The 26119-nt window shown below is 70.4% G+C and carries 21 protein-coding genes and 2 tRNA genes; 9 read left to right on the top strand and 14 right to left on the bottom strand.

Annotated elements, in window-relative coordinates; genetic code table 11:
- Positions 1 to 30: 30 nt before the first annotated feature.
- From ehuB to ACF088_RS10855, 6 genes are all read left to right on the top strand, one after another.
- A complete protein-coding gene (gene ehuB, locus ACF088_RS10880) occupies positions 31 to 942 on the top strand; it encodes an ectoine/hydroxyectoine ABC transporter substrate-binding protein EhuB (RefSeq protein ID WP_392375293.1) in 912 nt (303 codons plus the stop codon).
- Positions 939 to 1670 (top strand): ectoine/hydroxyectoine ABC transporter permease subunit EhuC, encoded by a 732-nt coding sequence (gene ehuC / locus ACF088_RS10875; RefSeq protein ID WP_392375292.1) that lies wholly within the window; start codon positions 939 to 941, stop codon positions 1668 to 1670. The genes ehuB and ehuC overlap by 4 nt, the downstream gene beginning before the upstream one ends.
- 32 nt (positions 1671 to 1702) lie before the next feature.
- A complete protein-coding gene (ehuD, locus tag ACF088_RS10870) occupies positions 1703 to 2320 on the top strand; it encodes an ectoine/hydroxyectoine ABC transporter permease subunit EhuD (RefSeq protein WP_392375586.1) in 618 nt (205 codons plus the stop codon).
- Positions 2310 to 3125, top strand: coding sequence for an ectoine/hydroxyectoine ABC transporter ATP-binding protein EhuA (gene ehuA, locus ACF088_RS10865; protein ID WP_392375290.1), 816 nt, complete (start codon positions 2310 to 2312; stop codon positions 3123 to 3125). The genes ehuD and ehuA overlap by 11 nt, the downstream gene beginning before the upstream one ends.
- A gap of 525 nt (positions 3126 to 3650) precedes the next feature.
- Positions 3651 to 4409, top strand: a complete 759-nt coding sequence (locus ACF088_RS10860) for an IclR family transcriptional regulator (protein ID WP_392375289.1) — start codon at positions 3651 to 3653, stop codon at positions 4407 to 4409.
- A gap of 73 nt (positions 4410 to 4482) precedes the next feature.
- Positions 4483 to 4556 (top strand) — tRNA-Lys (locus tag ACF088_RS10855).
- A gap of 154 nt (positions 4557 to 4710) precedes the next feature.
- Here the strand turns inward: ACF088_RS10855 and ACF088_RS10850 are convergent.
- The 4 genes from ACF088_RS10850 to ACF088_RS10835 form a co-directional block, all read right to left on the bottom strand.
- Positions 4711 to 6549: an AMP-binding protein gene (locus ACF088_RS10850; protein ID WP_392375288.1), complete on the bottom strand. Its 1839-nt coding sequence runs from the start codon at positions 6547 to 6549 to the stop codon at positions 4711 to 4713.
- A gap of 204 nt (positions 6550 to 6753) precedes the next feature.
- On the bottom strand, positions 6754 to 7347 hold the full coding sequence (locus ACF088_RS10845) for a lytic polysaccharide monooxygenase (RefSeq protein ID WP_392375286.1): 594 nt from the start codon (positions 7345 to 7347) through the stop codon (positions 6754 to 6756).
- 321 nt (positions 7348 to 7668) lie between these two features.
- Complete coding sequence (locus ACF088_RS10840; protein WP_392375284.1) at positions 7669 to 8853, bottom strand: hypothetical protein; 1185 nt, start codon at positions 8851 to 8853, stop codon at positions 7669 to 7671.
- Between the two features lie 326 nt (positions 8854 to 9179).
- Positions 9180 to 9599, bottom strand: coding sequence for an SsgA family sporulation/cell division regulator (locus tag ACF088_RS10835; protein WP_392375282.1), 420 nt, complete (start codon positions 9597 to 9599; stop codon positions 9180 to 9182).
- A 457-nt stretch (positions 9600 to 10056) separates the two neighbouring features.
- Here ACF088_RS10835 and ACF088_RS10830 point away from each other — a divergent pair.
- From ACF088_RS10830 to ACF088_RS10820, 3 genes are all read left to right on the top strand, one after another.
- Positions 10057 to 10130 (top strand) — tRNA-Lys (locus ACF088_RS10830).
- A gap of 1375 nt (positions 10131 to 11505) precedes the next feature.
- Complete coding sequence (locus tag ACF088_RS10825; RefSeq protein ID WP_392375280.1) at positions 11506 to 13542, top strand: glycosyltransferase family 2 protein; 2037 nt, start codon at positions 11506 to 11508, stop codon at positions 13540 to 13542.
- Complete coding sequence (locus ACF088_RS10820) at positions 13539 to 15494, top strand: galactose oxidase-like domain-containing protein (protein WP_392375278.1); 1956 nt, start codon at positions 13539 to 13541, stop codon at positions 15492 to 15494. Before ACF088_RS10825 ends, ACF088_RS10820 begins: the two co-directional genes overlap by 4 nt.
- 134 nt (positions 15495 to 15628) lie before the next feature.
- On the opposite strand, the gene ACF088_RS10815 is transcribed toward ACF088_RS10820, so the two are convergent.
- The 10 genes from ACF088_RS10815 to ACF088_RS10770 all read right to left on the bottom strand — a co-directional run bounded on the left by ACF088_RS10815 (position 15629) and on the right by ACF088_RS10770 (position 26116).
- Positions 15629 to 16708, bottom strand: a complete 1080-nt coding sequence (locus ACF088_RS10815; protein ID WP_392375276.1) for a glycoside hydrolase family 6 protein — start codon at positions 16706 to 16708, stop codon at positions 15629 to 15631.
- A gap of 142 nt (positions 16709 to 16850) precedes the next feature.
- Positions 16851 to 17903: a sortase domain-bontaining protein gene (locus ACF088_RS10810; RefSeq protein ID WP_392375274.1), complete on the bottom strand. Its 1053-nt coding sequence runs from the start codon at positions 17901 to 17903 to the stop codon at positions 16851 to 16853.
- A gap of 121 nt (positions 17904 to 18024) precedes the next feature.
- Complete coding sequence (locus ACF088_RS10805) at positions 18025 to 18570, bottom strand: hypothetical protein (protein WP_392375272.1); 546 nt, start codon at positions 18568 to 18570, stop codon at positions 18025 to 18027.
- Positions 18571 to 18908: 338 nt separating this feature from the next.
- Positions 18909 to 19688, bottom strand: a complete 780-nt coding sequence (locus tag ACF088_RS10800) for an HAD-IIA family hydrolase (RefSeq protein WP_088797813.1) — start codon at positions 19686 to 19688, stop codon at positions 18909 to 18911.
- Positions 19689 to 19867: 179 nt separating this feature from the next.
- Entirely contained in the window at positions 19868 to 20947 is a 1080-nt protein-coding gene (locus tag ACF088_RS10795) for a 2-aminoethylphosphonate ABC transporter substrate-binding protein (protein ID WP_392375269.1), read from the bottom strand.
- Positions 20948 to 21095: 148 nt separating this feature from the next.
- A complete protein-coding gene (locus ACF088_RS10790; RefSeq protein WP_392375268.1) occupies positions 21096 to 21893 on the bottom strand; it encodes an ABC transporter permease in 798 nt (265 codons plus the stop codon).
- Positions 21880 to 22956: a 2-aminoethylphosphonate ABC transporter permease subunit gene (locus ACF088_RS10785; RefSeq protein WP_392375266.1), complete on the bottom strand. Its 1077-nt coding sequence runs from the start codon at positions 22954 to 22956 to the stop codon at positions 21880 to 21882. The genes ACF088_RS10790 and ACF088_RS10785 overlap by 14 nt, the downstream gene beginning before the upstream one ends.
- Entirely contained in the window at positions 22949 to 24181 is a 1233-nt protein-coding gene (locus ACF088_RS10780) for an ABC transporter ATP-binding protein (RefSeq protein ID WP_392375264.1), read from the bottom strand. The genes ACF088_RS10785 and ACF088_RS10780 overlap by 8 nt, the downstream gene beginning before the upstream one ends.
- 1 nt (position 24182) lies before the next feature.
- Positions 24183 to 24836, bottom strand: coding sequence for an HAD family hydrolase (locus ACF088_RS10775; RefSeq protein ID WP_392375584.1), 654 nt, complete (start codon positions 24834 to 24836; stop codon positions 24183 to 24185).
- A gap of 158 nt (positions 24837 to 24994) precedes the next feature.
- The gene (locus ACF088_RS10770) at positions 24995 to 26116 is read right to left on the bottom strand and encodes a TIGR03364 family FAD-dependent oxidoreductase (RefSeq protein ID WP_392375262.1); all 1122 of its coding nucleotides are present in this window, start codon (positions 26114 to 26116) and stop codon (positions 24995 to 24997) included.
- Between the last annotated feature and the right edge of the window lie 3 nt (positions 26117 to 26119).

The following is a 26119-nucleotide window of genomic DNA, read 5'->3' as shown; positions in this document are numbered from 1 at the left end:
GCCCATGGCTCCACCACAGGAGAACACAAAATGATCAAGAGAAAATCGGCAAGCGGCATCCGGCGGCGAACGCTGCTCGCGGGGGTGGCGGCGCTCGGCGCGGCGGGTGCGATGGGAACGGGCACGGGCTGCTCCCGGGTTGATGTCTCCGGGGCGACCGGGGGCGGACACCAACTGGAGGACCTGCGGAAAAAGGGCACCGTTCGCATGGGCATCGCCAGCGAGCCGCCCTATGCCTCCATCAACAGCAAGGGCGAGCTGACCGGCGAGGCCCCCGCGGTCGCCAAGACGATCTTCCGGCGGCTGGGAATCAAGAACTTCGAGCCGGTACCGGTCGAATTCGGCGCACTGGTGCCGGGACTGCACTCCTTTCAGTACGACGTGATCGTCGCGGGCATGTTCATCAACAAGGCCCGCTGTGCGGCCGTCCTCTTCTCCGACCCGGATTACGAGAGCAAGGACGCTTTTCTCGTCCTCAAGGGCAACCCGAAAAATATCCACTCTTATGCAGATATCGCCAAGGGGCACTACCGGATGGGTTCCGGTATCGGCTATGCCGAGATCGACTACGCGGTCGGCAACGGCGTCGAGAAGAGCACCATCCAGACCTACGGCGACCAGATCGCCGGGATGGAGGCCCTGGAGGCCGGCCGGATCGACGTCTTCGCCGGCACCGCGCTGACCATGATCGAGGCGCTGAAGACCGGCGCCCACCCCAAGGTCGAGATGACCCGGCCGTTCACGCCGGAGGTCGACGGCAAGCCCCAGCGCGACGGCGGCGGTTACGGCTTCCGGATCGGCGAGACCAAGCTGCGCGACGCCTTCAACCGCGAGCTGCAGAAGATGAAGAAGAGCGGCGAACTCCTGCGCATCGCCCGGCCGTACGGGTTCACCAAGGAGTTCCAGACCGACCTCACGGCGAAGGAGCTCTGCAAGAAATGACCGGCGCTCTGTGGGGACTTTTCTTCGAGGGACTGTGGATCACCATCCAGCTGATGGTCTACAGCGCCGCCCTGGCCGCGGCCGTCGCCTTCGGCATCGGCCTGGCCCGCACCTCACGCTTCTGGATCGTCCGCTTCCTGTCCGGGGCCTATGTGGAGTTCTTCCGCGGCACCTCGGCCCTGGTGCTGATGTTCTGGCTGTTCTTCGCGCTGCCGCTGCTGGGCTGGCAGTTGGTCGGTATCTGGGCGGGCACCCTGGCACTGGGCCTGTCGTACGGCGCGTACGGCTCCGAGATCGTCCGAGGCGCCGTACAGGCGGTGGCACCCGCCCAGCTCGAGGCGGCCATCGCGCTGAGCTTCACGCCCTGGCAGCGGCTGCGGAAGGTGATACTCCCGCAGGCCGTCCCCGAGATGATGCCGCCCTTCAACAACCTGCTGATCGAACTGCTCAAGGGCACCGCGCTGGCGTCGCTGCTGTCCATCGGCGAACTCACCTTCCAGGCCAAGCTCGCCCGGCTGTCCACGGGCCAGAGCGCCCAGATCTACGGCATCATCCTCGTCCTGTACTTCGTGGTCGCGTTTGTGATGACCCGGATCATGCGGGTGCTGGAGCGCCGCGCCAAGGCCTCGGTCGGCCGGGCGGTACCCAAGGGTGAGGGCTGGTTCTCCCGCAAACTGCCCGTCGAGAAGCAGGGCCCCGAGGCGCTGGCCACCGGAGGAAAGCCGTGAACAACTGGTCATGGAGCTACGTCGGCGAGATCATGCCCGACATCCTCAAAGGCCTGTGGATCACCGTCCAGGCAACGATCTACGGCTCGCTGGTGTCCTTCGCGCTCGGGCTGGTGTGGGCACTGGCCCTGCGCGCACCGAGCCGCTGGGTGACCTGGCCGGTCAGCATCTTCGTCGAGTTCATCCGCAACACCCCGCTGCTGGTGCAGCTGTTCTTCCTGTTCTTCGTCCTGCCGGGCTGGGGCCTGGCCTTCGCGCCGCTGACCACCGGTGTCATCGGCCTGGGCCTGCACTACTCGACGTACACCTCCGAGGTCTACCGCGCCGGGATCGACGGGGTGCCGCCCGGCCAGTGGGAGGCCGCCACGGCGCTGAGCCTGCCGCGCCGGCGCACCTGGACCGCGGTGATCCTTCCGCAGGCGTTCCGCCGGGTGGTGCCCGCGCTGGGCAACTACGTCATCGCGATGTTCAAGGACACGCCGCTGCTGGCCGGTATCACCGTCGCCGACATGCTCTTCCAGGCGAACAGCATCAGCGCCACCACCTTCGACTACCTGGAGCCGATCACCGTCGTCGGCATCCTCTTCGTGGTCATCTCCTACCCCACCTCCCTTCTCCTGCGAGCCCTGGAGCGTCGCCTTGTCCGCTGACCACACCCCCTCGAAAGAATCGGCCAACCCGGCGGTGGACGGCACCGAGCTGATCCGCTTCGACAAGGTCACCAAGCGGTTCGGGACCCACACGGTCCTGGACTCGCTGGACCTGAAGGTCTACTCCGGCAAGCACGTCACCCTCATCGGCCCGTCCGGTTCCGGCAAAACCACCATCCTGCGGCTGCTGATGACGCTGCTGAAGCCGGACGAGGGCACCATCAAGGTCGGTGGCGAGTATCTGACCCACGAGGAAAAGGGCGGCAAGCTCGTACCGGCCGGGGAGAAGCACTGCCGCGAGGTGCGCAAGAACATCGGCATGGTGTTCCAGCAGTTCAACCTGTTCCCGAACATGAAGGTGCTGCGGAACATCACCGAGGCGCCGGTGCACGTCCTCGGGCTGGACAAGGACGCCGCCGAGGAACGGGCCCGCGAACTCCTCGACCTGGTGGGCCTGACCGAGCACCTCGACAAGTACCCCACCCAGCTCTCCGGCGGCCAGCAGCAGCGGGTCGCCATCGCCCGGGCGCTGGCGATGCGCCCGCAGGTGCTGCTGCTGGACGAAGTGACCTCCGCCCTCGACCCGGAGCTGGTGGCCGGGGTGCTGGACGTCCTGCGGGACATCGCCCACACCACGGACATCACCATGCTGTGTGTCACCCACGAGATGAACTTCGCCCGGGACATCTCCGACTGCGTCATGATGTTCGACCAGGGGCGGGTGATCGAATTCGGGCCGCCGGAGCAGATCTTCAGCGAGCCGGAACACGAGCGCACCCGGGAATTCCTGAGCGCCGTTCTGTGAACGGCAGCCGCTAGGCGCCGAGTCCGGGTGGTGCGTTCCCTGCGGGGAACGCATCACCCTTTCTCGTTTCCGCACACCGGCGCCATGACAGCCAGGAGCCGCCCCGGCGTCAGGGGCGGTTCCCACGGCGTGAGCTGTTCGGCGTCATGAGGCCGGATTCAGCTCCCCGGGTACCGAGGGACCGAGCGCCCTGTTTCCGGGCCGACTCGCGGAACCGGCCACGGATGTGGCCGGTTCCGTACGCTTCCGGAGTCCTCGCCCTCCCCCGTCCCGGGGTATCCGGGTGCCGTGGGGCGCAAAGCGCCAGGACACCGGTGCCATCATGACCTTGGCATATGCCGAAGTCTCAAGCCCCAGTCCAGAAACGCCGGGCACGCTTCTTTTCAGTCAAGACCCCCTCCCTTGAGGGCCGTTGACCGCTATCGTGAGGGCAACGCCGTTGTCCGGGATCGGCCGCACAAGCGCCGGCCGAGACCACCAACGACCGTCATGACGCAAGCGGTAACAACCTGCTAGGGGGACACCGTGGCGCTGAAGCCCGAGCCGACCGCGCCGTTCCATTCGGTGCAGTACGCCCTCCGCGTGCTCGAAACGATCTCCAGGCACACCGACGGTGTGACCGATGCGCAGATCGCCCGCGCAACGGGACTGCCCCCGGGCCAGCTCGCCCACATGCTGTCGATGCTCCGGCGCGAGGGCTACGTCGAACAGGTCACCGACGGCGCCTATGTCGTAGGCGAATCGCTCCTGCTCCTGGGAACGGGCGGCGACCGCAACCAGGCGCTGCGCGACAAGCTCCAGCTCACCCTCGACCACCTGCGTGATTCGGTCGGCGCGGCGGTCTACATCAGCCGGTACATCGACGGCGAGGTGAAGATCCTCCACTACGCCGACGGACCGCTGGCCCCCAAGGTCAACGAGTGGGCCGAATTCCACCGCACGGCGCACGCCAGCGCGGTCGGTAAATGCCTGCTGGCGCAGCTCGACCACGACGGCCGCAAGGATCACCTCTCACGCCACAAGACCGCCCGGCTCACCTCCCGGACGATCACCAACGAGAAGGTCCTGTTCCACAAGCTCGACAGCCAGCCGCCCACGGTCCCGGTCCTCGATCTCCAGGAGTACGCCGTCGGCACGGTCTGCGCGGCCGTACCGATCACCGCCGGTGCGACGGTCGGCTGCCTCGCCCTCTCCATGCCGCTGGAGCACGCCCACCGCCTGCGCCAGGCTGCCGACACCCTGAACCGCCAGGCCGCGCCGGTGCTGCTGTCGCTGGCGATCTGAGCCCCTGCGCCCCGGCCCGCTGCCGTGGTCATCAGCACCCCGCTCGACCAGGTAGTATTTCTTTCGTCAGCGCGCGCCGCTAGCTCAGTTGGTTAGAGCAGCTGACTCTTAATCAGCGGGTCCGGGGTTCGAGTCCCTGGCGGCGCACGTATCAAGTGGGCGTTTCCGGTTCTCCGGGAACGCCCACTTTGTTGTGCCGTGACGGGGTGGGCCGGATCACCGGGCCGCATCCCGGGCCGCATCCCGGTCCGGATCACCGGGCCGCATCACCGGCCGGGCCATCCGTCGAGGGGGACCGGAGTCACCGGTCCAGGAGCTGGGTCCGGTCGTGATCGCGGTACAGCGTCAGCAGTGCGGTCCGGTCCGCGGCGGTGAACCGGCGGTAGGTGCGGCCGGCCGGAACGGCGGGGACGACTGATGCGACCGGGGAGACCGGCGTGGCCGGCGCGACGGGCTCGGCAGGGTCCGCCGGGGAGACCGGGAAGGCCGGGGAGACCGGGGACCACCAGACCGGCTCCGGGCACCGGAACCCGGTCCGTCGCAGGGCGGCCCGGTGCACCTTGTGGGTGGCGGTCACCGGCAGCGCGTCCATGGTCCGTACGAACCGGGGAGCCATCTTCGTCCCGAGATCGGGCTGGGCGGCGAGGAAGGCCACGAAGTCGTCCGGGTCGAACACGGCGCCGTCCCGCAGCGCCAGGGCCGCCATGACCTGGTCCCCCGCGACCGGGTCGGGTACCGCGTACACGGCCACACCGGCGGCCGGGGCGTACCGGGCGAGGATGTTCTCGATCATCGCGGCGGCCAGATTCTCGCTGTCGACCCGCAGCCGGTCATCCGTGCGCCCGGCGAAGTGGAAGAACCCCGCGGCGTCCCGGAAGAAGAGGTCGCCGGTCCAGTACCAGCCCGCGCCGACCCGGCCTTCGCCCCGGCCGCGGGTGCGGGCGGCGGTCGCCTCGGGGTTACGCCAGTAGCCCTCGAAGGAGCTGCGGCCGCGGTTGACCAGTTCCCCTGTCGCCCGGTCCCCGTTCAGCAGCCGGCCCGCCGGGTCGAGGCGGGCGCGCGGCAGCTCGGCACCGGTCTCCGGATCGACGACGGCGAGATCGCCCCCGGGGGCCGGCCGGCCGATGGCGCCGGGCGGAGTGTCCGGGGTGCGCTGGATCGCGGCGCCGCCCTCGGAGGAGCCGTACCCCTCGGTCAGGCGGACGCCGAAGCGTTCGGCGAAGCGGGCGGCGTCGACGGCGCCCGCCTCGGTACCGAAGCCGCAGCGCAGCGTATGGTCCCGGTCGTCGGGGGCGGGCGGGGTGGCGAGCAGGTACTGCACGGCCCGGCCGACGTAGGTGAAGTAGGTGGCCCCGTAGCGGCGCACATCGGGGAGGAAGGCGGAGGCCGAGAAGCGGTGGCGCAGCGCCACGGCGGCCCCTCCGGCGAGCGCCGGGGCCCAGCCGGCGATCACGGCATTGCCGTGGAACATCGGCATACAGAGGTAGTGGACGTCATCCCGGCGCACCCCGAAATACCCGGCCAGCGAGTGTCCGGCGGCGGCCAGCCGGCCCTGGGTGCACAGGGCGGCCTTGGGCGCGCCGGTGGAGCCGGAGGTGAAGTAGAGCAGCATCCGGGAGGCGGGCGTCGGGGTGCGGGTGGAGCCGCGTCCGCCGGTCGCGATCTCGCCGGGCGTCGCGCCCTCGTACGGCCCGAGCAGGTCCCGGTAGGCCGGGTCGTCCACGACGAGGATCCGCCGGGGCGGGACGGGGAGGTCCAGGCCGGCGAGCAGTGGCAGCTGGGCGCGTTCGGTGATCAGCAGCGCGCAGTCGGTATGGCTGATGTCGCGGGCGAGTTCCGGCCCGCGGCGCGTGGGGTTGATCCCGGCGACCGCGGCCCCGGCGAGCGCCGCCGCACTCAGCCACAGCGGGTACTCGGGCACATTGCCGAGCAGCACCCCGAGGTGCGGCTCGGCACCACGCGGCAGCAGCTCCCCCAGCAGTGCCGCCCGCGCGGCGGCGCCACCCGCCAGCTCGTGATGGGTGAGCACCAGATCCCCGTACTTCGCTCCCACCCGGTGATCACCCCACTGCGCCTGCACAAGCTCCGCGACGGTGACGGCGCCGGAACGTGTCTGACCGCTGGTGCCGTTGGCTGCCATGGCGTCGGAGGGTAGCTGACGTTGCGTCAGGTGGGGAGGGGCGGCGGCGGGTGGGCCTTCCCGGGGGGAGTGGGGAGGCCCGGCGGGGGGTGTGGTGCGGCGGCCCCGCCGGCTCGCCGGGGCGCCAGGACGCCAGGACGTCGGGGCGCCAGGACGTCGGGACATCAGGGCGTCGGGGCGTCGGGGCGTCAGGGCGTCAGGGCGTCAGGAGAGGTCGACGTCCGAGCAGGCGTAGAAGGCGTTGCCCGTGTCGGCGATGTTCCAGACGCCGAGGATGATGTGGCGGCCGGACTTCTGGGTGGGGACGGTGCCCTGGTGCTGGACGGTTTCGCCCGGCCGGGCGCCACCCATGGGAACCGTCATGAACGGTTCGGATTCGAGGTCGGCGCGGGTGAGCGGCTTGGTGGGGTCGTACCCGTCCTTGGTGATGAAGTACTCGAAGTCCGTGGTGGCATGTCGTGCCGTCAGCCGCCAGGTGAAGGTGTAGCCCTGCCCGGGCGAGAGCTTGGTGCCGGGCCAGTTGCCGCCGCGCGGATCGTCCAGCTCGGCGAAGTTCTGATGCCCACCGGAACAGATCCTGCCGTCCGCCGGGCCGGCGGCCGGGAAGCCCTTGGGGCCCTCGACGCTCTGTGGTTCGTACTGGATCGCGCCGCAGTCCTTGACGGTGCCCTTGGCGCAGAGCGCCTGCCGGCTGGGGGGTGCGTCGCTGTAGCCGTGACTGGAGGCGCTGCCCGTCGAGAGGAGGGAGACGCCGAGGACACCGAGGCCGATCACGGCCGTACTGATCTTTTTGCGCATGCTTCGCTCCTGAAGAACGTGGGGGAGTTCCATGCCGGGAGAAATGCAGTGCACTGCGGTGCCGAACTCTGCGGTCTAGACCAAGCAGCAGAGTAGAACTGCACCATTGGCATGTCCAGACCAATCACCGCATCAGTCGGTGTGGTGCGGACCCGCATCAGTCGGTGTGGTGCGGACCCGTGCCGGTCGGTGTGGTGCGGACCCGTGCGGGTGCGGAGCGGACCCAGTGCCGGGAGCCACGCCGGCACGTACGCCGGGGCGCACGCCTGGGCGCGCGCCACCCCGCACCGGGCCTTGCCGGGGCTTTTGCGTCTGGTCAGGTCAGGCTGCCGCCGTGAGCGGGGCCGCGGTGGGGCGGGCTGCGGCCTGTACGAGGGCCGTATAGGTGCGGCGGAGGGCGATCAGTGACTCCTGGGCCTCGCGGTAGACGGCGGCGTCGGGGCCGCCGCGGTGGGCGAGGGTCCGTACGGGTGCACAGTGGCGGTCCATCGCGCTGAGCCAGGCACGGTGCTGTGCCGGGAGATGGCGTCGCAGCAACTGGCGCCGGCCCTCGCCCATACGGCGTCCGCCGATACCCAGCACCGCCTCGGCCGCCTGGAGCACCGGCGGCTCCAGGGCACCCTGTTCGACGAGCGCACCGAGCACCGCACGCTGCTGCGGTGTGGCCGGTGCGGCCGTCAGTTCCGCCGCCTCGGCGAGGAGCTGGGCGCGCAGCGCATGCTGGACACGGACCAGGCGGCGCAGCGCCGTCGGGGTGGAGGAGTCGTCGGGTGACCGGCCCGCAAGGGTTTCGGCGAGCCGGAAGAGCCAGATCCCGTGCGCCTCCAGACGGGTCGCAGCCAGCATCAACCGGTCCAGACGGCTGAGCGGCTGGCCCTCCGGGGCCCAGCGGACGATCGGCACGAGCACCTCGGTGCGGGCCAGTTGATCGATGGGGATATGGCGGCGGGGTTTGCGCTCGGGGACCCAGTTGTGGAGCGCGAGGGTGGGCAGGGCGACGAACTGATCGTGGTCGATACGGTGGGCGATCGCCGCCCACAGATCGAGGAACGCCTCGTCGGCGACCTCACGAGCGGCCGGAGCCTGCGGGTCGAGACCACACCAGCCGCAGGAGACCGCGATCACCGCGATCCGCAGGGCGGCGGCCTCCGCGTTGCGCAGGGAGAGGCGGGAGACGCGTTGCCGCAGGGCGGACAACTCCTCGGCACGGTGAGCTCGTTCGACGAGCGCGATGGCAGCCGCACGATCGGGCGCGACCGCGGCCGCCCGTGCCATGGCGTCCAGCCGGGTCCAGGTTCCGATCATGGAACGGACGGGCGGCCGCTCGGGCAGAAAGCCGTGGGCACAGGGGTCGTGCGGGGAGACGGCGGCAGGTTCGGCGGGAGCGGCGGAGGTGGCCGGGGTGGCCGGGGTGGCCGGGGTGGCCGACGGTATGCCGGGGGCGGAGTCCGATGTCGGGGCCGGCGTTCCGGAGCCCGCCGGCGGCACGGCGGACGGGCCGGACACACCGGCCGGTATAGCGGCGCCGGGCGCGGTCGCCGCCCCGCCCGCAGGTCCGGTCGACGACCTGCCACCGCCGGTGGCCACGGACCTGGCCGCGGGCACACCCGCAGCCCGGGTCGCGCCCACCGCCCCCGGCGCACTCGCAGCCGTGCCCGCACTCGCAGTCCGGGCCGCGCCCGTGGCCGTGGCCGTACTTGCAGCCGTGACCTCGGCGGCGCTGGTCGTCGCGGCCGTGGCCGTGGCCGTGTTCGCAGCCACACTCGCAGTCGCGGCCGTAGTCGTAGTCGTAGTGGTAGTCGTAGTCGTGATCATGATCGCCCTGCCCCCCTTCAGCACTTCCCGGCGAACAGCCGGGCCAGGTGAGTGTCCATGTCGAGATAGCGGTCCTCATGGCCGGGCGGAACGATCGCCGTGGTCTGCTCCAGCCAGGCGGTCAGCTCGACCGCACGCACCGATAGCTCGCAGACGCTGTCATCGGTGGACAGCTCGATGTGCACGCGACGCAATGCGCCCGGCCGGCGGAAGGGCCACACCCGTACGTCCCCCTCACCTGCTTCGTCGTACAGCCCCGCCAGCAGCAGATCACGGGCGAACAGCCAGGTGGCCACCTTCTGGCCACGGCTGATGAACGCGACCTCGACCTCGTAGGGGCGGTCGCTGCGATAGCCGAACCGACCGGCCACCGGAACCGCTTCATCCGGCCCGAGGAGGAGCTGCATCTCAAGGGTGCGCTTGGCTGTCGACACCACGACGATCAACCTTTCCGACGGAGGGGCGAGTCCCGGGGACCCGGTCCGGGGCGCGCGTCCTGGCAGACGTTGCTGGGGAGGGTGGGGTTGCAAGAGGAAGAGGAGGAGTGACGGACGCCATGGCCGACACCCTCCGGGCGTGCTCCGTTCTTTCGTCCCGACGTTCGCTTCAGCCTCTCAATCGGCAGGAGATATCGCATGTTGACGGGGCAACTGATGGCCTACCGCCATGGAGTCGATGAAATCGATCTATGCAGAACAATGCGGGCGGAACATAGGACGAAGGTCGCCGGACCAAGGGCCTTTTGCCCCCTATGAGGTGACCCTCTGATGAGGTACGGCCGACCTGCCGGACGTCACCGCGAGTGGCCCGGATCACATGGGCCGAGCGCGTGAGCACAGCCGTCGGGGGTACGGAGCACGTCTTGAGTTCGTGTAAAGTTCTCCAGGTCAGCGCGCGCCGCTAGCTCAGTTGGTTAGAGCAGCTGACTCTTAATCAGCGGGTCCGGGGTTCGAGTCCCTGGCGGCGCACGTAAGACTGAGGCCCCTCGCCATGCGGGGGGCCTCAGTCATGGGGTCGACCGGACGGATGACCACCCCCGCCCTCCCCCTCTCTCCGCCCTCCCCCCTCCCCCTCATCTCGGTCGACCTTCGAAGCCGGACGGCGCACGCCATGCCCCGGACACCCCCGCCCCCATGACGCCATGAGAGCCATGACCGCCACGCACGCCATGACCGCCACGCGCGCCATGACCGCCATCGAGGCCATGGCCGCCATGCGCGGGTGTCCGCGACCTCGACCCGGCCGCCCGCTCCCCTGATCGCCTGGACCCGGCAGTCGAGTCGATTCCCTTGCGATCACAAACGGTAATTATCCGATCGCACACAGATTCGCCCGCCGGCGGCTGCCGTCTTTTCTCCGCAGGCTCCCCACCCTGCCGCCGGCATCTTTCCGGAGCCGCCCACCCCCGACAGACCCGCTCGCGGCCGGCAGCTACGACCCCGGCCTCCGAGGTGACCAAGGCGGCGACGGCGCCATAACGACAGGGCCCCGGAAATCGCGGCGCGGTCACCCGCGGAGGGCACTTCCGGCGCTCCCCCGTCGCCGGTCGCCAATAGGTCGAGAGGGCAGGGATTTCCCTGCCTCCCCTCCCGGGAAGTAGCCACAGCTTCAGCCAAATCGGCATACTCGGTGGTAACTTCACCAGAGTCGGCAAACGGGCCGAACACGTCACGGATCCACCCCTCGCCCGCCCGGCCGGTGAATTCCCGCAGGCGCCGACCCATGCCGTACATCCGGATCCTCAAGTCCCCTGAACAGGCGGTTTGTTCAGGAGGTGGCGACCTCCACGCCTCCGCCGCACCCCACCCGAGAATCCCTTGAAGCGCCACTTGCTTTTGCCGGTTGATGGCGGATCGACCGGGGCAATATCGGTACGGGGCGCACCCTTTACTCACAGGATCCTGCCGAACACCCAGAGCAAGGACACCTCGGCGATTGCCCTGATATCCGTTGACAGCGGGAGGATTGGCACCAGTCCCGTATCAAGGTGATGGACCCGGCGCCACGCCCGGCCCCGCCTTGCGCACTCTTGTACACAATTCCCTGGTCAACTCTTGCCATCACGACGGCATTTAGGGAACCTGACCTGATCACTCGGCGAAATGAGGGCCGCATCCAGCCGAGCGGGAACAGTCGGGCACGCCGGTTGGCGTGATGTGAACACGGGGAAATCGCCGCTTGGCAGGATCGCGGCAGCGTTGCATACGCAACCGGAGATGGCTGCCACCATCTGACGGTGCAGGCGGCCGACATCAGAGCGCCCGAGTCGGCCGCGGGGGACCGCGGACTCGGGCCAGCAGCAAACGGCACGCAGCCCAGTGTTGCGTGCGGGGGGATGGACTCATGACGTCGCCGCCTGACGGCTCCCGGCCGCAGCGCCCGTACGACCCGTCGGCCACGGCGCGCCTGCGCGTGCCACGCCAGCACTGGCAGCGGCGGGTCCAGCGCAAGCCGCTGCCGCGCTATGACTACGAGCACTACAGCCGGCTGGCCGGGCCGCTCACCCGGCCCGACCCGGACAAGCCCTACAAGGTCCGCTACCGCTCGCTGCTCGCGGACGAACCGCACCGCATACGGGCGGCGCTGCTGCTCGGCGCCGCGCCGCTGGTCTCGTTCGGGCTGCTGGTCTGGCTGATGCAGCCGAACCACTGGACCGAACGCGACTACCCCGCCTATGACTTCCTGCCGGCGCTGGACGTCGTCATGCTGGTCTCGATCGGGCTGATCGAGTTGTTCCGGTGCATGAATGTGCTCTCCAACGCGCATGCCACCCTGGTCGCCCGCGACCCCGTGCCGGTCATACCCGAGAACGGCACCCGCGTCGCCTTCCTCACCTCGTTCGTGCCGGGCAAGGAACCCCTCGCCATGGTGACGAAGACGCTGGAGGCGGCGGTCAAGATCCGCCACCGCGGTCTGCTGCACATCTGGCTGCTGGACGAGGGCGACGACCCCGAGGTCAAGGAAGTCTGCCGGCGCCTGGGCGTTCACCACTTCAGCCGCAAGGGCGTCCCGGAGTGGAACCAGGCCAAGGGCCCGCACCGCGCGAAGACCAAGCACGGCAACTACAACGCCTGGCTGCAGGCACACGGCGACGCCTACGACTACTTCGCCTCCGTCGACACCGACCACGTCCCGCTGCCCAACTACCTGGAGCGGATGCTGGGCTTCTTCCGCGACCCGGACGTCGGCTTTGTCATCGGCCCGCAGGTGTACGGCAATTACGACACCTTCGTCACCAAGGCCGCCGAGTCCCAGCAGTTCCTCTTCCATGCGCTGGTCCAGCGGGCCGGCAACCGCTATGGCGCCCCCATGTTCGTCGGTACGTCCAACGCCGTACGCATCAGCGCGCTGAAGCAGATCGGCGGGCTGTACGACTCGATCACCGAGGACATGGCGACCGGCTTCGAGATGCACCGGCACAGCAACCCGCAGACCGGGAAGAAATGGCGCTCGGTCTACACCCCGGACGTGCTCGCGGTCGGCGAGGGGCCCACGGCCTGGACCGACTTCTTCACCCAGCAGCTGCGCTGGTCGCGCGGGACGTACGAAACGATCCTCAAGCAGTTCTGGAAGGCGCCGTTCACGCTGCCGGCGGGCCGGCTCTTCAACTACACCATGATGGTGATCTTCTATCCGATGTCGGCGCTGAACTGGATCCTGGCGGCGCTCAGTTGTGCGCTGTTCCTGGGCCTGGGGGCGTCGGGTGTGCAGATCGATCCCGCGGTGTGGATGATGCTCTACGGCAATGCCTCGGCGCTGCAGATCGGCCTGTACATCTGGAACCGGCGGCACAATGTCTCGCCGCACGAGCCGGAGGGCTCCGGCGGGGTCGCCGGCATGGTGATGTCCGCGCTGTCCGCGCCGATCTACGCCCGGTCGTTGTTCGATACGGTGCTGCGCCGCAAGAGCAAGTTCGTGGTCACGCCGAAGGGCGACTCCTCCAGCCCGGACACGCTCTTCGGGACGTTCCGGGTGCACCTGTTCTTCCTGCTCGTCTTCGGGGGGTCGCTGGCCGCCTCGTTCGTGCTGGGGCACAGCCACCCGGCGATGGTCACCTGGGCGACGCTCGCGATGCTGATCACCGCCGCGCCGATCATCGCCTGGCGGCTGACCGTACGGGGCGAGCAGCGGAAACGGAGGGAGGCGGCCGCCACCGGGGGTGCCGCCACCGGGGGTGCCGCCACCGGGGGTGCCGCCACCGGGGCCTCGGCCGAGGCCGGGCCCACCGCCGTTCCGGCCCCCGGCCCGTCGGCCGACCCGGCCGCCGACCCGCCTGTGGCCCCTGACCAGGCCATCGGCCAGGCCCCTGACCAGGCCGCCGATCCGGCCCTTACCGCCGAACAGACCCTGCAGATCGCCCTTGGGGGACGTCACACATGAAGTACCGTCCGAACCGTCGCACCCGCAGAGTGGCGATAGCGGCGGCGGTGGTGCTCGCGCTGGCCGCGATGAACGGGCCGGCCCTCTACGGCTTCGCCTCGGAGCAGTACCACCAGTACGAGATCAACAAGCCCGAGTACAAGGCGGCGAACGGCCACTGGGACGTCGTCAACGTCCCGGACAAGTACCGCATCAACACCATCCACGCGGCCCTGCTGCACACCGGGAAGGTGCTGCTGGTCGCCGGCTCCGGCAACAATGCGGCCAATTTCAAGGCCAAGTCGTTCCGTACGGTCCTGTGGGATCCGGAGAAGAACACCTTCAAGAACATCCCCACGCCCAAGGACCTCTTCTGCTCCGGGCACACCCAGCTCCCCGACGGCAAGCTGCTGGTGGCCGGCGGGACCCAGCGCTACGAGAAGCTGAACGGCGATGTGAAGAAGGCCGGCGGCCTCATGATCCTCTACAACGAGAATCCGGACGCCCCGAAGACCTTCCCGGCCGGCACGCTCTTCACCGGCAAGAAGAACGGCAAGACCTTCGCCTCCAAGGACCCGGTCGTGGTGCCGCGGGCGAAGAAGGTCACCGACCGGGCGACCGGCAAGGTCAGCGTGGTGCACAGCGAGGCCCGGGTCTATGTCGAGGCCCTCAAGGACGGCCGCAGCTACTCCACCGGCTCCCAGGACAACTACCGGATCCACGGCCTGACCGGCGCGGACGCCCATAACTTCTACGGAATCGCGCAGAAGTTGTCCTTCGACAAGAAGGACTTCCAGGGGATCAAGGACTCCTTCGAATTCGACCCGGTGGCGGAGCGCTACATACCCGTCGACCCGATGAACGAGGCCCGCTGGTATCCGACGCTCACCACGCTGCAGGACGGCAAGGTCCTCTCCGTCTCCGGGCTGGACGAGATCGGGCAGGTCGTCCCCGGCAAGCAGGAGGTCTACGACCCGAAGACGAAGAAGTGGACCTATCTCCCCAAGCGGCGCTTCTTCCCGACCTACCCGGCGCTCTTCCTCACCGACCAGGGCCGGATCTTCTACACCGGCTCCAACGCCGGCTACGGCCCGGACAACATCGGCCGCACTCCCGGCATCTGGGACCTGAAGTCCAACAAGTTCCAGGTCGTGCCCGGGATGAGCGATCCGAAGATCCTGGAGACCTCGATGTCGGTGCTGCTGCCGCCGGCCCAGGAGCAGCGGTACATGGTGCTGGGCGGAGGCGGGGTCGGCGAGGACCCGAAGGCCACGGACAAGACCCGCATCGTGGATCTGCACGCCCCGTCACCGCGCTTCAAGGACGGGCCTCCGCTGTATGCGAAGGCCCGCTACCCGAGCAGCGTGATCATGCCGGACGACACCGTGCTGACCACGAACGGCTCCGGTGACTACCGCGGCCGCAGCGACTCCAACATCCTCAAGGCGGAGCTGTACGACCCGGCGGCCAACTCCGCCCGTCAGGTGGCCGACCCGCTGGTGGGCCGTAACTACCACTCGGGTGCGCTGCTGCTGCCCGACGGCCGGGTGATGACCTTCGGCTCCGACTCTCTCTACGCCGACAAGGACAACACCAAGCCGGGCGTCTTCCAGCAGCAGATCGACCTCTACACCCCGCCGTACCTCTACCGGAAGTCGCGTCCCGAGCTGACGGAGAAGGGGCCGAGGACCGTCTCGCTCGGCAGCAGCGCGACATTCGACTCCCCGCACGCCGCCGGCATCAAGAAGATGCGGCTGATGCGCCCCGGCTCGTTCACCCATGTCACCAATGTCGAACAGCGCTCGATCGCACTGGACTTCACGGTGGCCAAGGGCGGGGACGGAGTGACGGTCACCCTGCCCAAGGACCCGTCGCTGGTGCCGCCCGGGTGGTACATGATGAACGCGGTGGACGGCCGGGGGACCCCGTCGAAGGCGGTGTGGGTGAAGGTGCCGGCGACGCGGGGCCGGTGAGCGTGACGGCACCTCCCCCGACACGTCCCACGGCAGCTCGGGCGGCGGTCAGTTGCTGAATGGGGCGGGGGGGGCGAGGCGTTCGTACGTGGCCGCAGGCCAGGCCGGACGCTCGCCGCGCCGCGCCGCGCCCGCTATTTCGCGCTACGCGCCAGCTCCAGGGCGTACTTGGGCCACCAGCTGCCCGCCTTGGGTCCGCCCTTGCAGGTGCCGTCCGACTCTCCCGGGCGCTTGATCCACAGGTAGGCGGCTATCCGGGGGTCGTCGGTCTTGGTGGTCGGTGGGGCGCCCAGGGCGCGGCCGGGCGGGTTGCACCAGTTTTCCGGGTCGTCGCCGCCGGGGGCCGGACCGTTGCCGTTGCGGCTGGTGTCGATGACGAAGGGCTTGCCGCCGACCATGGCGGACAGCCGCTTGCCGTACTTCGTGTTCTCCGCGGTGGTCTGGTAGTTGGAGATGTTCAGTGCGAAGCCGTCGGCGCGGTCGATGCCGGCCCGCTTGAGGGGTTCGACCATCTGGCCCGGGTCCTTGATCCAGTGGGGATTGCCGGCGTCCAGATAGACCTTGGTGTGGGGCAGCGCCTTGAGCTTGCCGACCGCTTCCGTCAGCAGGGCGTAGCGCTCCTCGTGGAACTGCTGCGGGGTGCACTTGTCCGCGATGTGCGGCAGCGCGTCGGGCTCCAGGATGACGGTGGTGGCGCGGTCACCGATGCCTTTGCGTACGCCGTCCAGCCAGGCCCGGTACGCGTTGCCGTCGGCCGCACCACCCTGGGAGTAGCGGCCGCAGTCGCGGTGCGGGATGTTGTAGAGGACGAGCAGCGCCTCGCGGTCGGCCTTGGCGGCCGCTTGAGTGAAGCCGCGCGCCTCCCCCTCTGGGTCGTCGACTCCTATCCATTCCGCGACCGGCTGCGCCGCGATCTTGTTGGCCAGGCGGGCGTCCGCGGCCTTGCCCTCATTGCCGTAATCGGACACCTGGCGGGCCGCCTTGCTGTCCGGGTTGACCCAGAACGGGGCGACGGCCTTGGGGCGTTGGCCCGGTTTACCGGGAACGCTGTCGTCCTTGTCGCCGGACGAGGAGCAGCCGGCGAGCAGCAGCAGAGCCAGTGCCCCCACCGCCGCCGTCGTCGATGCCGCCCCGGCATGCGCGGTCCGCCGTCGGCCGTCGCGAGGCCCGCCGGGCGGACCGACACCGGCCGGCCGTCGCAGATCGCCGTACATCCACTCCCCCTCGGAACATCGAACAGGGCCGGCGGGGACCGCCGACCTCACCATCGTGGCACACGGCCATCCGCCGGGGTCGGCCTGTGGATGAGCTGTCCACAGGCTGCTAAGACGCTTGACGAATGGCGCTCGTGATGGTTCAGCCGCCCCGTGCGTCGGCCGCCTGAAGGGACGTCAAGTAGGCCGATACCACGACCACGTTCGAGACACCGTCGCCACGAGCGCGAGGGGCAGCAGCAGGCCCGTGGCCGCCGTCGTCGACGATCAGCCGGAGTTCGGAGCGGCCCCGGTCGCGGGCGGCGTAGGCCCTGCGCGCGTCGAAGCGGTCATGGTCGTAGAGCTGGACGTCCTCGACGGTGAAGCGTGCGGTGCTGCCGTCGGAGCGCTGGATGTCCACCCGCTCCCCCGGCTTGAGGGCGGCCAGACGGTGCACGAGGGTCTGCCGGGCACGCGGGTCGCGGTCGCCGGCGGCCCGGCCCACGAGCAGCGCCGCGCCCGCCTCGCCCGGTTGCGGCCCTTCGGCGTACCAGCCGACGAGGGCCGGGGAGGTGTCCGGGGGCGGGGTGAGGATGCCGTGTTCGTCGAGGCCTCGTGCGGCGATGCCGCCCTCCCGTACACCGAGGGCGTCGATGGTGATGCCAACGGGCTCTGCGGTCACGGCGGCGGGCAACGGCGCATGCGCATGAGGAGGTGCCTGACGGCCCAACGGCCGCCCGACGGCGGCAACATCACCGGTCGTGGCGAGCTGCGCGGCCACCCCGCCCGCCAGGTCGCGGCCCCACAGCCACAGGCCGAGCAGCAGCACGGCCCAGGCCACACCGGCGAGGAGCTTTCCGGGCTTTCCGGCCTTTCCGGGAGTGGTGCCCGGATGACGACCGGGGTGGTGGCTGGGACTGCGGCTGCGGCAGTGACCGGGGCTGTGGGCGGGTGCGGGGGCGGAGTTGGTGCCGGGGTGGCGGCTGTGACCAGGGGTGGGGCCGAGGTTGGTGCCGGGATCGCGGCTGTGACCAGGGGTGGGGCCGAGGTTGGTGCCGGGTGGGGCGAAGGTGCTGAGGGGGCCATGGGGGCTGAGGGGATCATGGGGGCTGACGGGGCCGTGAGGCCCGGAGGCACGGGGCGCGCCGGAAGAGAGGGAGGCGCCCCTCGTGCCGGGCGGCCCGGCGGCGGTATGGCCGCCGTCCCTGCCACGCACACCACCCCTGCCACCTGCGCCGCACAGGGCAGGCACCCCAACCGTTGCCCCGGCCTGCCCCTGTCCCTCAGCACTCATCTGTTCTTCGGTGCTCACCACTTCCTCAGTGCTCACCGCTTCCTCAGTGCTCATCGGCCTCACCCCGCCGCTCGCGGCGCAGTCGCATCCGGAGCCGGAGCAGTTGGCCCGCGATGACCAGGATGGCGCCGCCGGCCAGCACCAGGCCGACGGCCGAGGTGCTGCTCAGCTCGCGACTCGGCGAGGCCTCGGCTGGCGCGCCGGTGTGGGGGGCCGGAGCGGGACGGACCGCGGGAGCGGGGTGGAGGGCCGACGCGGCGCGGAGGGCCGGCGCGGGGTGGGCAGCAACGGCCTCGGGGATCGTGCCGACCTGCGCCGTCCCCGTAGAGGTGACTGTGGGGACCCTTGCGGGGATCCCCGCGGGGGTCCCCCTGAGGACCGCCGTAGGAATCGCCGTGCGGCCGGTGCCGTCCGAAGTGGCCGAGGCGAGGATGACCGAGGCAGAGATGACCGGGGCAGGGGCGGCCGAAGCAGCGGCGGCGGAGACCGTTCCGGTCCCGGTGGCGCGTGCGTCCCCGCCGTACACGGGCGGCGTCATCACCGCGCAAGCCGCGACCGCGGCGCAGAAAGCGAGTTGCCGTGAGCGCATGGTGAACCTCCGATAACTCCGAAGGTCCGCCCGCGCGGGCCCGGCCGCATCCGGTGCGGTCCGAGGCTGCGCCGTTCGGGTGGGGGTCCGGTCGGAGGTCCGGGCCGTCCGAGGTCCGGGCCGTCCGCGGCGCGCCGATGCTCCCGGACGCCGGGGCTCCGGGACGCCGGGGCTCCGGAGGTCCGCGGCGCGGGACGCTCCCGGACGCCGGACGCCCCGAACCTGGCCGGACGCCCCGAACCTGGCCGGACCGGAAACGGCCGCCCGGCCAGGTCGATCAACTGAGCACGCCGGAGGCCGGACGCCGCTCACCCGGGCTCATGGGCCCCCGACACCGCTCACACCAGGTCGATGAGGTCCGCGATCGAGTCCACCACACGGGAGGGCCGGAACGGGTGCCGGTCGACCTCCTCGGGGCGGGTCAGTCCGGTCAGTACGAGGAAGGTCTCCATGCCCGCCTCCAGCCCGGCCAGCACATCGGTGTCCATCCGGTCGCCGATCATCGCGGAGGTCTCGGAGTGGGCGCCGATGACGTTGAGCCCGTGCCGCATCATCAGCGGGTTGGGCTTGCCGACGAAGTACGGATCGACGCCCGTGGCCTTGGTGATCAGCGCGGCCACCGAACCGGTCGCGGGCAGCGCGCCCTGCGGGGAGGGGCCGGTCTCGTCGGGGTTGGTGGCGATGAACCGCGCCCCCTCGTTGATCAGCCGGATCGCCTTTGTCAGCGCCTCGAAGCTGTAGGTACGGGTCTCGCCGAGGACGACATAGTCCGGGGAGTGGTCGGTCAGGACGTAGCCGATGTCGTGCAGGGCGGTGGTCAGGCCCGCCTCCCCGATGACGTACGCGGTGCCGCCGGGCCGCTGGTCGTCCAGGAACTGGGCGGTGGCCAGCGCGGAGGTCCAGATGGACTCCCACGGCACCTCCAGCCCGATGCGGTTCAGGCGGGCGTGCAGGTCACGCGGGGTGTAGATGGAATTGTTGGTCAGCACGAGAAAGGGCTTGCCCGACTCGCGAAGTCGCTTGATGAAGGCGTCCGCCCCGGGGACCGGAATGCCCTCGTGCATCAGGACGCCGTCCATGTCGGTGAGCCATGACTCGATCGGCTTGCGCTCTGCCACTGCCGGACTCCTGCCGTGCGTGTTGACCAGGGGCGCCGGCCGTCTCCGTCCGTATGCCATCCGTCGTGGTCCACGGCGGATGGCCCACGGAACCTGCATACGGAACGTACATACGGCCGACACACCCACCCTAAGTCAGCGGGCCGAGGCCCCGACCCGGCGCTCACCCGCGCCGGGGATCAGCTCCCCGTAGCCTCCCGCCACGCCTCCACGTACGAGTCCAGGTTCTTGTCGATGTCGTTCCAGTCCGGCTGGAAGATCTCGACGTTCTTCATGATCTTGGCGAGTTCGGTGGCGTGGGCGTCGGTGGCCTTGATGTCCTTACGGGAGGTGAAGCCGCCGCCCACCGAGGAGACCTGGCGCTGGACGGGGGCGGAGAGCAGGTAGTCCAGGAACTTCTGGGCGTTGGCGCGGTGCGGGGCGTTCTTGACCAGGCCGGCCGCGTACGGGAGCGCGAAGGTGGTGGGCTTCGCTCCGGGCTTGGCTGCGGGGAAGAAGATGCCCTGGTGCGGCATCGACTTCATGTTGGCGTAGTTCATCTGGACGTCGCCGTTGGCGACCAGGAGTTCGCCCTTGTCGGTCTTGGGGGCGAGCTGGCCGGTGGAGGAGGACGGGCCGACGTTGTTGGCCTGGAGCTTCTTGAGGAAGGACATGGCCGGGCCCTTGCCGCCGAAGTCGTGCAGGGCCTTGATGAGGACGGCGGTACCGTCGCCGGCGACGCCGGGCGTGGAGTACTGGAGGTGGTTCTTGAGCTTGGGGTCCAGCAGGTCCTGCCAGGTGGCGGGGGGCTGCTTCAGCTCCTTCTTGTTGTAGATGAAGCAGAAGTAGTTGTTCACGATCGAGGTCCACTTGCCGGACGGGTCCTTGTCCGCCGCGGCGACCTGGTCGGCCCCCTTGGGACGGTAGGTGTCCAGGAGGCCCTTGCCGTCGGCCTGCTGGATGAACGGCGGGAGGGTGACGACCACGTCCGCCTTGGTGTTGGCCCGTTCGCGGGCGAGGCGCTGGACGGCGGCTCCGGAGCCGGACTCGACGTAGTTGACCTTGATGCCGGTCTTCTTCTCGAAGTCCTTGAAGACCGTGTCGTAGAAACCGTCGCCCTTCTCGCTCTTGAGGCCGTCGGCGCTGTAGACGGTGATCTCCTTGGCGTGGGGGTCGGCGGTGGAGGCGCCGCCGCACGCGGTGAGCGAGGTGCCGAGGGCGAGGGCGCCGCAGCAGGCGGCGAGCGGCTTGCGGAAGGGACGGGGGCGGGGACGGGACATGGCGCGATAACTCCTCGGAAGGGCCAGGCTGTTGCGGGGGGGGAGGGAGCGGCAGGAGGGCCTTGGTGCGGATACGGGGGTCAGCGGTAGGAGGCCTTGGTCCGGAAACGGGGGTCAGCGGTAGGAGGCCTTGGTCCGGAAACGGGGGTCAGCGATAGGAGGCCTTGGTGCGGATGCGGGAGACGCCCAGGAGGACGAGCAGGGTGGTGGCCATCAGGGCGACCGCCAGTGCGGCACCGGCGAAGAGGGAGCCGCGGTCGGTGGCGGCGAAGATCTGGACCGGCAGCGGCAGCCAGTCCGGGGGATAGATCATCATCGTGGCGCTCAGCTCGCCCATGGACAGGGCGAAGCACAGGCCCACCGCGGCGGTGAGGGACGGCAGCAGCAGGGGGAGCTTGACCCGCCACAGGACGTAGGAGGGGCGGGCGCCGAGGCCGGCCGCGCTCTGTTCGTACGCCGGGTCGAGGCGGGCCAGCGCGGCCGTCACGGACTGGTAGGCGAAGGCGGTGACCAGCACGGTGTGGGCGATGATCACGATCTGCGGGGTGCCGTTGAGGAGGAAGGGGGGACGGGAGAAGGCCACGAGGAGGGAGAGGCCCACGACCACGGAGGGGACGGCGACGGGCAGCAGGAACAGGCCGTCGAGGAGGCGGCGGGCGCGGCGGCCGAGCCGTTCGGCGGCCAGGGCCGCCCAGGTGCCGGCGGTCAGGGCGCCGGCGCTCGCCGCCAGTGCGGTCAGGACGCTGGTGAGCAAGGCGTCGAGCGCATCACCACGGGCGATGTCCTGATAGTGCGTCAGGGTCGCCCCGGAGGGCAGCGCCCCGCTCCAGTTGCTCGCGAAGGACGCGGCGACGATCACCACCAGCGGCAGGGCGAAGACGGGCAGGAAGAGGGCGAGGAAGAGGACGTGGACGGCCCGGCGGGCGGTCCTGCTATGCACCAGCATGGTCGGGGGCACCTCCGGTATGTGATCTGGCGCCGCCGCCCGTACGGGACATCACGGTCCTGCGGGGCACGGTCCGGTGGAGCACCGTCCGGTGGAGCACGGTCCGGTAGAGGGCGTAGAGCACGACGGACAGCGCGATGTTGACGACGGCGACGACGCAGGCTCCGGTGTAGTCACCGTCGAGAATGGCCTTGGTATAGACGAGCATCGGCAGGGTGACGACGTCCTTGGCGCCGGTGAACAGCACGATCCCGAACTCGTTGAGGCAGAGGACGAGGACGAGTGCGCCGCCCGCCGCGAGCGAGGGCAGCGCCTCCGGCAGGATCACCGTCCGTACGATCCGCCAGGGCCGGGCACCGAGCGAGGCAGCGGCCTCCAACTGGCCGGTCTCGACCTGTGAGAAGGCGGCGAGCAGCGGCCGCATCACGAACGGGGTGAAGTAGGTGACCTCGGCCAGCAGGACGCCCCAGGGGGTGTGGAGGAAGTCCAGCGGCCCCTGGGCGGCGCCGGTCACATCCGTCCACAGGCCGTTGGCCATGCCGACGGTGCCGTAGAGGAACAGCAGGGCGAGGGTGATCAGGAAGGACGGGAAGGCGAGGAAGATGTCGATGAAGCGGCCGAGTGCCTTGCCTCCGGGGAGCGGGACGAAGGCGATCACGAGGGAGAGCGCCAGTCCGAGGAGCAGGGCGCCGGCGGTGGCGCCGACGGCGATCAGCACGGTGTTCGTCAGCGCCTCGCGGAAGGAGGCCTCGGCGAGGACCGTGGCGTAGGGGGCGGTGGAGTGGCCGCCGTCCTCGGGGCTGAAGGACTGCCACACCACCAGGGCCAGGGGGTAGAGGAAGACCAGCGCGAGGGCGGCGACCGGGGGCAGGGCCCAGAGGGCGGGCCCGGTGCGGCGGGGGCGGGTGGCAGGGCGGACTCTCGCCGTGGCCCGGGCCGCCGCGGCCGTCCCGGCCGTCCCAGTGGCCCCGGTGGCCCCGGCTGCCCCTGTGGCTCCGGTTGCCCCTGTGGTCCCGGCAGTCCTGGCCGTCCCGGCCACCACCGCCGTATCCGTCCTAGGCATGAGGGACCCCGTCCTCGGCATGCGGAACACCGCCCACGACAGGCGGCGCACCGTCCTCGGCCCGCGGTGCACCATCCTCGGTGAGCCCCGCCGGGATGAGGACCGCGTCCTCGGGCGCGAAGTGCAGTGCGACCTCGTCGCCCAGTGCCGGTGTCTCCCGCAGTTCGCGCACGTCGGCCAGGACGCGGTGGCCGTCGACCGCCGCATACAGACGGTGCGTCGAGCCGCGCCACTGCACCTCGGTGATCGTGCCGCGCAGGGTGGTGCCGTGGCCGCCGCCGTGCGGGCTCTCGCCGAGGCCGACGAGGTGCGGGCGCAGACAGAGAGTTGCGGCGGCGCCCTCGGCCACGCCGTCGCCGACGGGCACGGTCAGCGTCCGGCCGGCGAAGTCGACCCCGTCACCGCGCACCGTCACCGGCAGCAGATTGGCGGTGCCGACGAAGGAGGCGGTGAACTCGGTGCGCGGGCGGCGGTAGAGCTGCTGCGGGGTGCCGCAGTCCTGCAGCCGGGCCTTGTCCAGCACCGCGATCCGGTCGGCCAGGGTCAGCGCCTCGACCTGGTCGTGGGTGACGTAGAGGATCGACACCTCGGGCAGTTCGCGGTGCAGGCGGGCGAGTTCGGCGAGCATGCCGGAGCGCAGCTGGGCGTCGAGTGCGGACAGCGGTTCGTCCAGCAGCAGCACGCCGGGGCGGATGGCCAGGGCCCGTGCGATGGCGACCCGCTGCTGTTGTCCGCCGGACAGCTCCCTGGGGTGCCGGTCGGCGTAGGCGGCCATCCCGGTCATCTCCAGTGCCTCGGCGACCCGGCCGGGGATCTCGGCGCGCGGCGTCTTCTGCGCCTTGAGTCCGAAGGCGACGTTCTCGGCGACCTTCATGTGCGGGAACAGCGCGTACTGCTGGACGACCATGCCGATGCCGCGCTGGTGGGGCGGCAGTCCGGTCACGTCCCGGCCACCGATCAGCACCCGTCCCGAGACCGGCCGGACGAATCCGGCGACCGCCCGCAGCGCGGTGGTCTTCCCGGAGCCGGACGGGCCGAGCAGGGCCATCACCTCGCCCGGTTCGACGGTCAGGTCGAAGGAGTCCAGGACGGTGTGTTCCGCGTGCTTGCCGTAGGCGACCGAGACGTGGTCGAAGCGGATGCCCGAGGGCGGCGCGGCCTGAGCGGTGGACGGGCCGGCGGTCCGGCCGGGCGTCGTGGCGGCTGGGGCGGCTGGGGCGGCCATCTCACACCACTCCCAGCAGCGCGGGCAGTTCGGCGACCGAGCCGAGGACGTGGGTGGCGCCGGCGGACTCCAGCTGTGCCCTGCCGTGCGCGCCGGTGAGCACACCGGCGACAACCGAGGCACCGGCCCGCCGACCCGAGAGCATGTCGTAGGAGGTGTCTCCGGCCACCGCGATCCGCTGGACGGAGTCGGTGGCGTGGGTGCGCAGCAGCGCGGTGAGGACCATGTCGGGGTAGGGGCGGCCGCGACCGCCCGCGTCGGCCGGGCAGAGGGTGAGCCCGGCCAGGTCCTGCCAGCCGAGGGCGCCGAGGATGGCGTCCTGGGTGACCCGGGCGAAGCCGGTGGAGAGCACGACGGTGCGGCCGGCCGCCTGCAGCGCCTCGATGGCCTCGCGGGCCCCGGGGATCGGCGCGATCCGTCCGCCGTCGACCAGTTCCCCGTAGGCCGTCTCGAAGGCGGTGTTGGCGCGCTGGGCGGCGTCCTCGTCGCCGAAGAGGTGGCGGAAGACGGAGATCTTGGACTCGCCCATGGTGGCCCGAACGTAGGCGAGCTTCTCGGCATGGCCGGGGCTGCCCGGTTCGACGCCCAGGTGGCGGGCGGCGACGTCGAAGGCCTGCTCGACCAGGCCGCCGTCGGCGACGGTGGTGCCGGCCATGTCGAGGACGATCAGGTCGATGGCGATGGCGGTGTTGTCGCTGTTGTCGGCCTTGTCGACCTTGTCGGTGTCGCCGGCCTTGTCGGTTTCGTCGGCGTGAACGGTGTCGTCGGTGTTGTCGGTGTTGTCGGTCATCTCGCTGCTATCGGTCAACTCACTCACCAGCCCAGTTCGTTCGCGGTGGTCTCGGCGATTGCCGGGGAACAGGTCATGCCGCGCCCGCCGGGCCCGGTGACCAGCCAGACGCCGTCGCGGACCTGCTGGCGGTGCACCACACGGGTGGTGTCGGTGCACTGCGCGTAGACCCCGGCCCAGCGGTGGCGGATACGGGGCAGCGGGCGGCCCAGGATCGATTCGACGACACCGGTCAGGTGCTCGTAGGGCTCCTCGACGGTGTCGAAGGCGAACGGCGTCGCGTACTCGTGGGTGTCGCCGATGGTCAGTCCGCCGTCGGCGCGCTGGACCATCAGCAGCTGCATCTTGTGCGCGGCGGCGGCCGGCGCCTGTGCCTGACCCGCGTTGAGCGCGTCCAGGGCCGCACTCCGGTATGCGGGGTAGTAGCGGAAGCTGTCGGCGTCGGCGACGGAGGTGGTCAGTGGCTCGCCGAGCGGCTCGGTCTGCATCATCTGCAGCCGCACCCGGCGCACCGGCAGATCGGGGACCAGCTCACGGACCAGGCCGCCGAGCCAGGCACCGGTGCACAGGATGACGGCGTCGCCGCGGTGGAGGTCGCCGTGGTCGTCGCGTACGGCGCGCTCGCCGGTCACCTCGCGGACCTCACGGCCGCCGAGATAGGTGTAACGGCCGGACTCCAACAACGCCGCCTTCAGTGCGCGTTGGGCGATCCGGGGCTCGACGGCTGCGTCCCGCTCGCACCACAGCGCGCCGGCGAACCCGCCGCGCAGGGCGGGGTTGCGGGCACGGGCCTCGCCGGCGTCGAGCAGCCGGTAGCCGCGGGCGGCCGCGTCGGGGCGGCGGGTGGCGGCCTCGGCGACGGCCAGCTCGGCGGCGTTCTTGACGACGGTCAGCGAGCCGATGGCCCGGAAGCCGAGCTCGGGGACGCGGGCGCCGATGCCCTCCCACAGCTCGCGGGCGCGCAGGGCGGTCGCCAGCTCCTCGCCACCGGCCCGGCCGCTGATCCAGATCTGTCCGAAGTTACGGACCGAGGCGCCGCGGGCCTCGTCCTCCCGCTCGATGTGCAGGACGTCATGGCCCCGCTCGACCGCCTGCCAGGCGTGCATGGTTCCCAGTACGCCGGCTCCGACAACTATGACTCGCATGCC

It is taken from the genome of Streptomyces sp. NPDC015125, from assembly GCF_043080045.1.
Classification (GTDB): domain Bacteria; phylum Actinomycetota; class Actinomycetes; order Streptomycetales; family Streptomycetaceae; genus Streptomyces.
The sequence above is the reverse complement of the archived record's forward strand: the minus strand, read 5'-3'. Positions and strand labels throughout refer to the sequence as shown.

Excerpts from the sequence above, each read along its gene's own strand:
- ehuC (WP_392375292.1), top strand. The coding sequence starts at position 939 with ATGACCGGCGCTCTGTGGGGACTTTTCTTCGAGGGACTGTGGATCACC.
- ACF088_RS10850 (WP_392375288.1), bottom strand. The coding sequence starts at position 6,549 with ATGGCAGCCAACGGCACCAGCGGTCAGACACGTTCCGGCGCCGTCACC.
- ACF088_RS10805 (WP_392375272.1), bottom strand. The coding sequence starts at position 18,570 with ATGCGCTCACGGCAACTCGCTTTCTGCGCCGCGGTCGCGGCTTGCGCG.
- ACF088_RS10825 (WP_392375280.1), top strand. The coding sequence starts at position 11,506 with ATGACGTCGCCGCCTGACGGCTCCCGGCCGCAGCGCCCGTACGACCCG.
- ACF088_RS10775 (WP_392375584.1), bottom strand. The coding sequence starts at position 24,836 with ATGGCCGGCACCACCGTCGCCGACGGCGGCCTGGTCGAGCAGGCCTTC.
- ACF088_RS10795 (WP_392375269.1), bottom strand. The coding sequence starts at position 20,947 with ATGTCCCGTCCCCGCCCCCGTCCCTTCCGCAAGCCGCTCGCCGCCTGC.
- ACF088_RS10770 (WP_392375262.1), bottom strand. The coding sequence starts at position 26,116 with ATGCGAGTCATAGTTGTCGGAGCCGGCGTACTGGGAACCATGCACGCC.
- ACF088_RS10785 (WP_392375266.1), bottom strand. The coding sequence starts at position 22,956 with ATGCCTAGGACGGATACGGCGGTGGTGGCCGGGACGGCCAGGACTGCC.
- ACF088_RS10815 (WP_392375276.1), bottom strand. The coding sequence starts at position 16,708 with ATGTACGGCGATCTGCGACGGCCGGCCGGTGTCGGTCCGCCCGGCGGG.
- ACF088_RS10845 (WP_392375286.1), bottom strand. The coding sequence starts at position 7,347 with ATGCGCAAAAAGATCAGTACGGCCGTGATCGGCCTCGGTGTCCTCGGC.
- ACF088_RS10790 (WP_392375268.1), bottom strand. The coding sequence starts at position 21,893 with ATGCTGGTGCATAGCAGGACCGCCCGCCGGGCCGTCCACGTCCTCTTC.
- ehuD (WP_392375586.1), top strand. The coding sequence starts at position 1,703 with ATGCCCGACATCCTCAAAGGCCTGTGGATCACCGTCCAGGCAACGATC.
- ACF088_RS10780 (WP_392375264.1), bottom strand. The coding sequence starts at position 24,181 with ATGGCCGCCCCAGCCGCCCCAGCCGCCACGACGCCCGGCCGGACCGCC.
- ACF088_RS10820 (WP_392375278.1), top strand. The coding sequence starts at position 13,539 with ATGAAGTACCGTCCGAACCGTCGCACCCGCAGAGTGGCGATAGCGGCG.
- ehuB (WP_392375293.1), top strand. The coding sequence starts at position 31 with ATGATCAAGAGAAAATCGGCAAGCGGCATCCGGCGGCGAACGCTGCTC.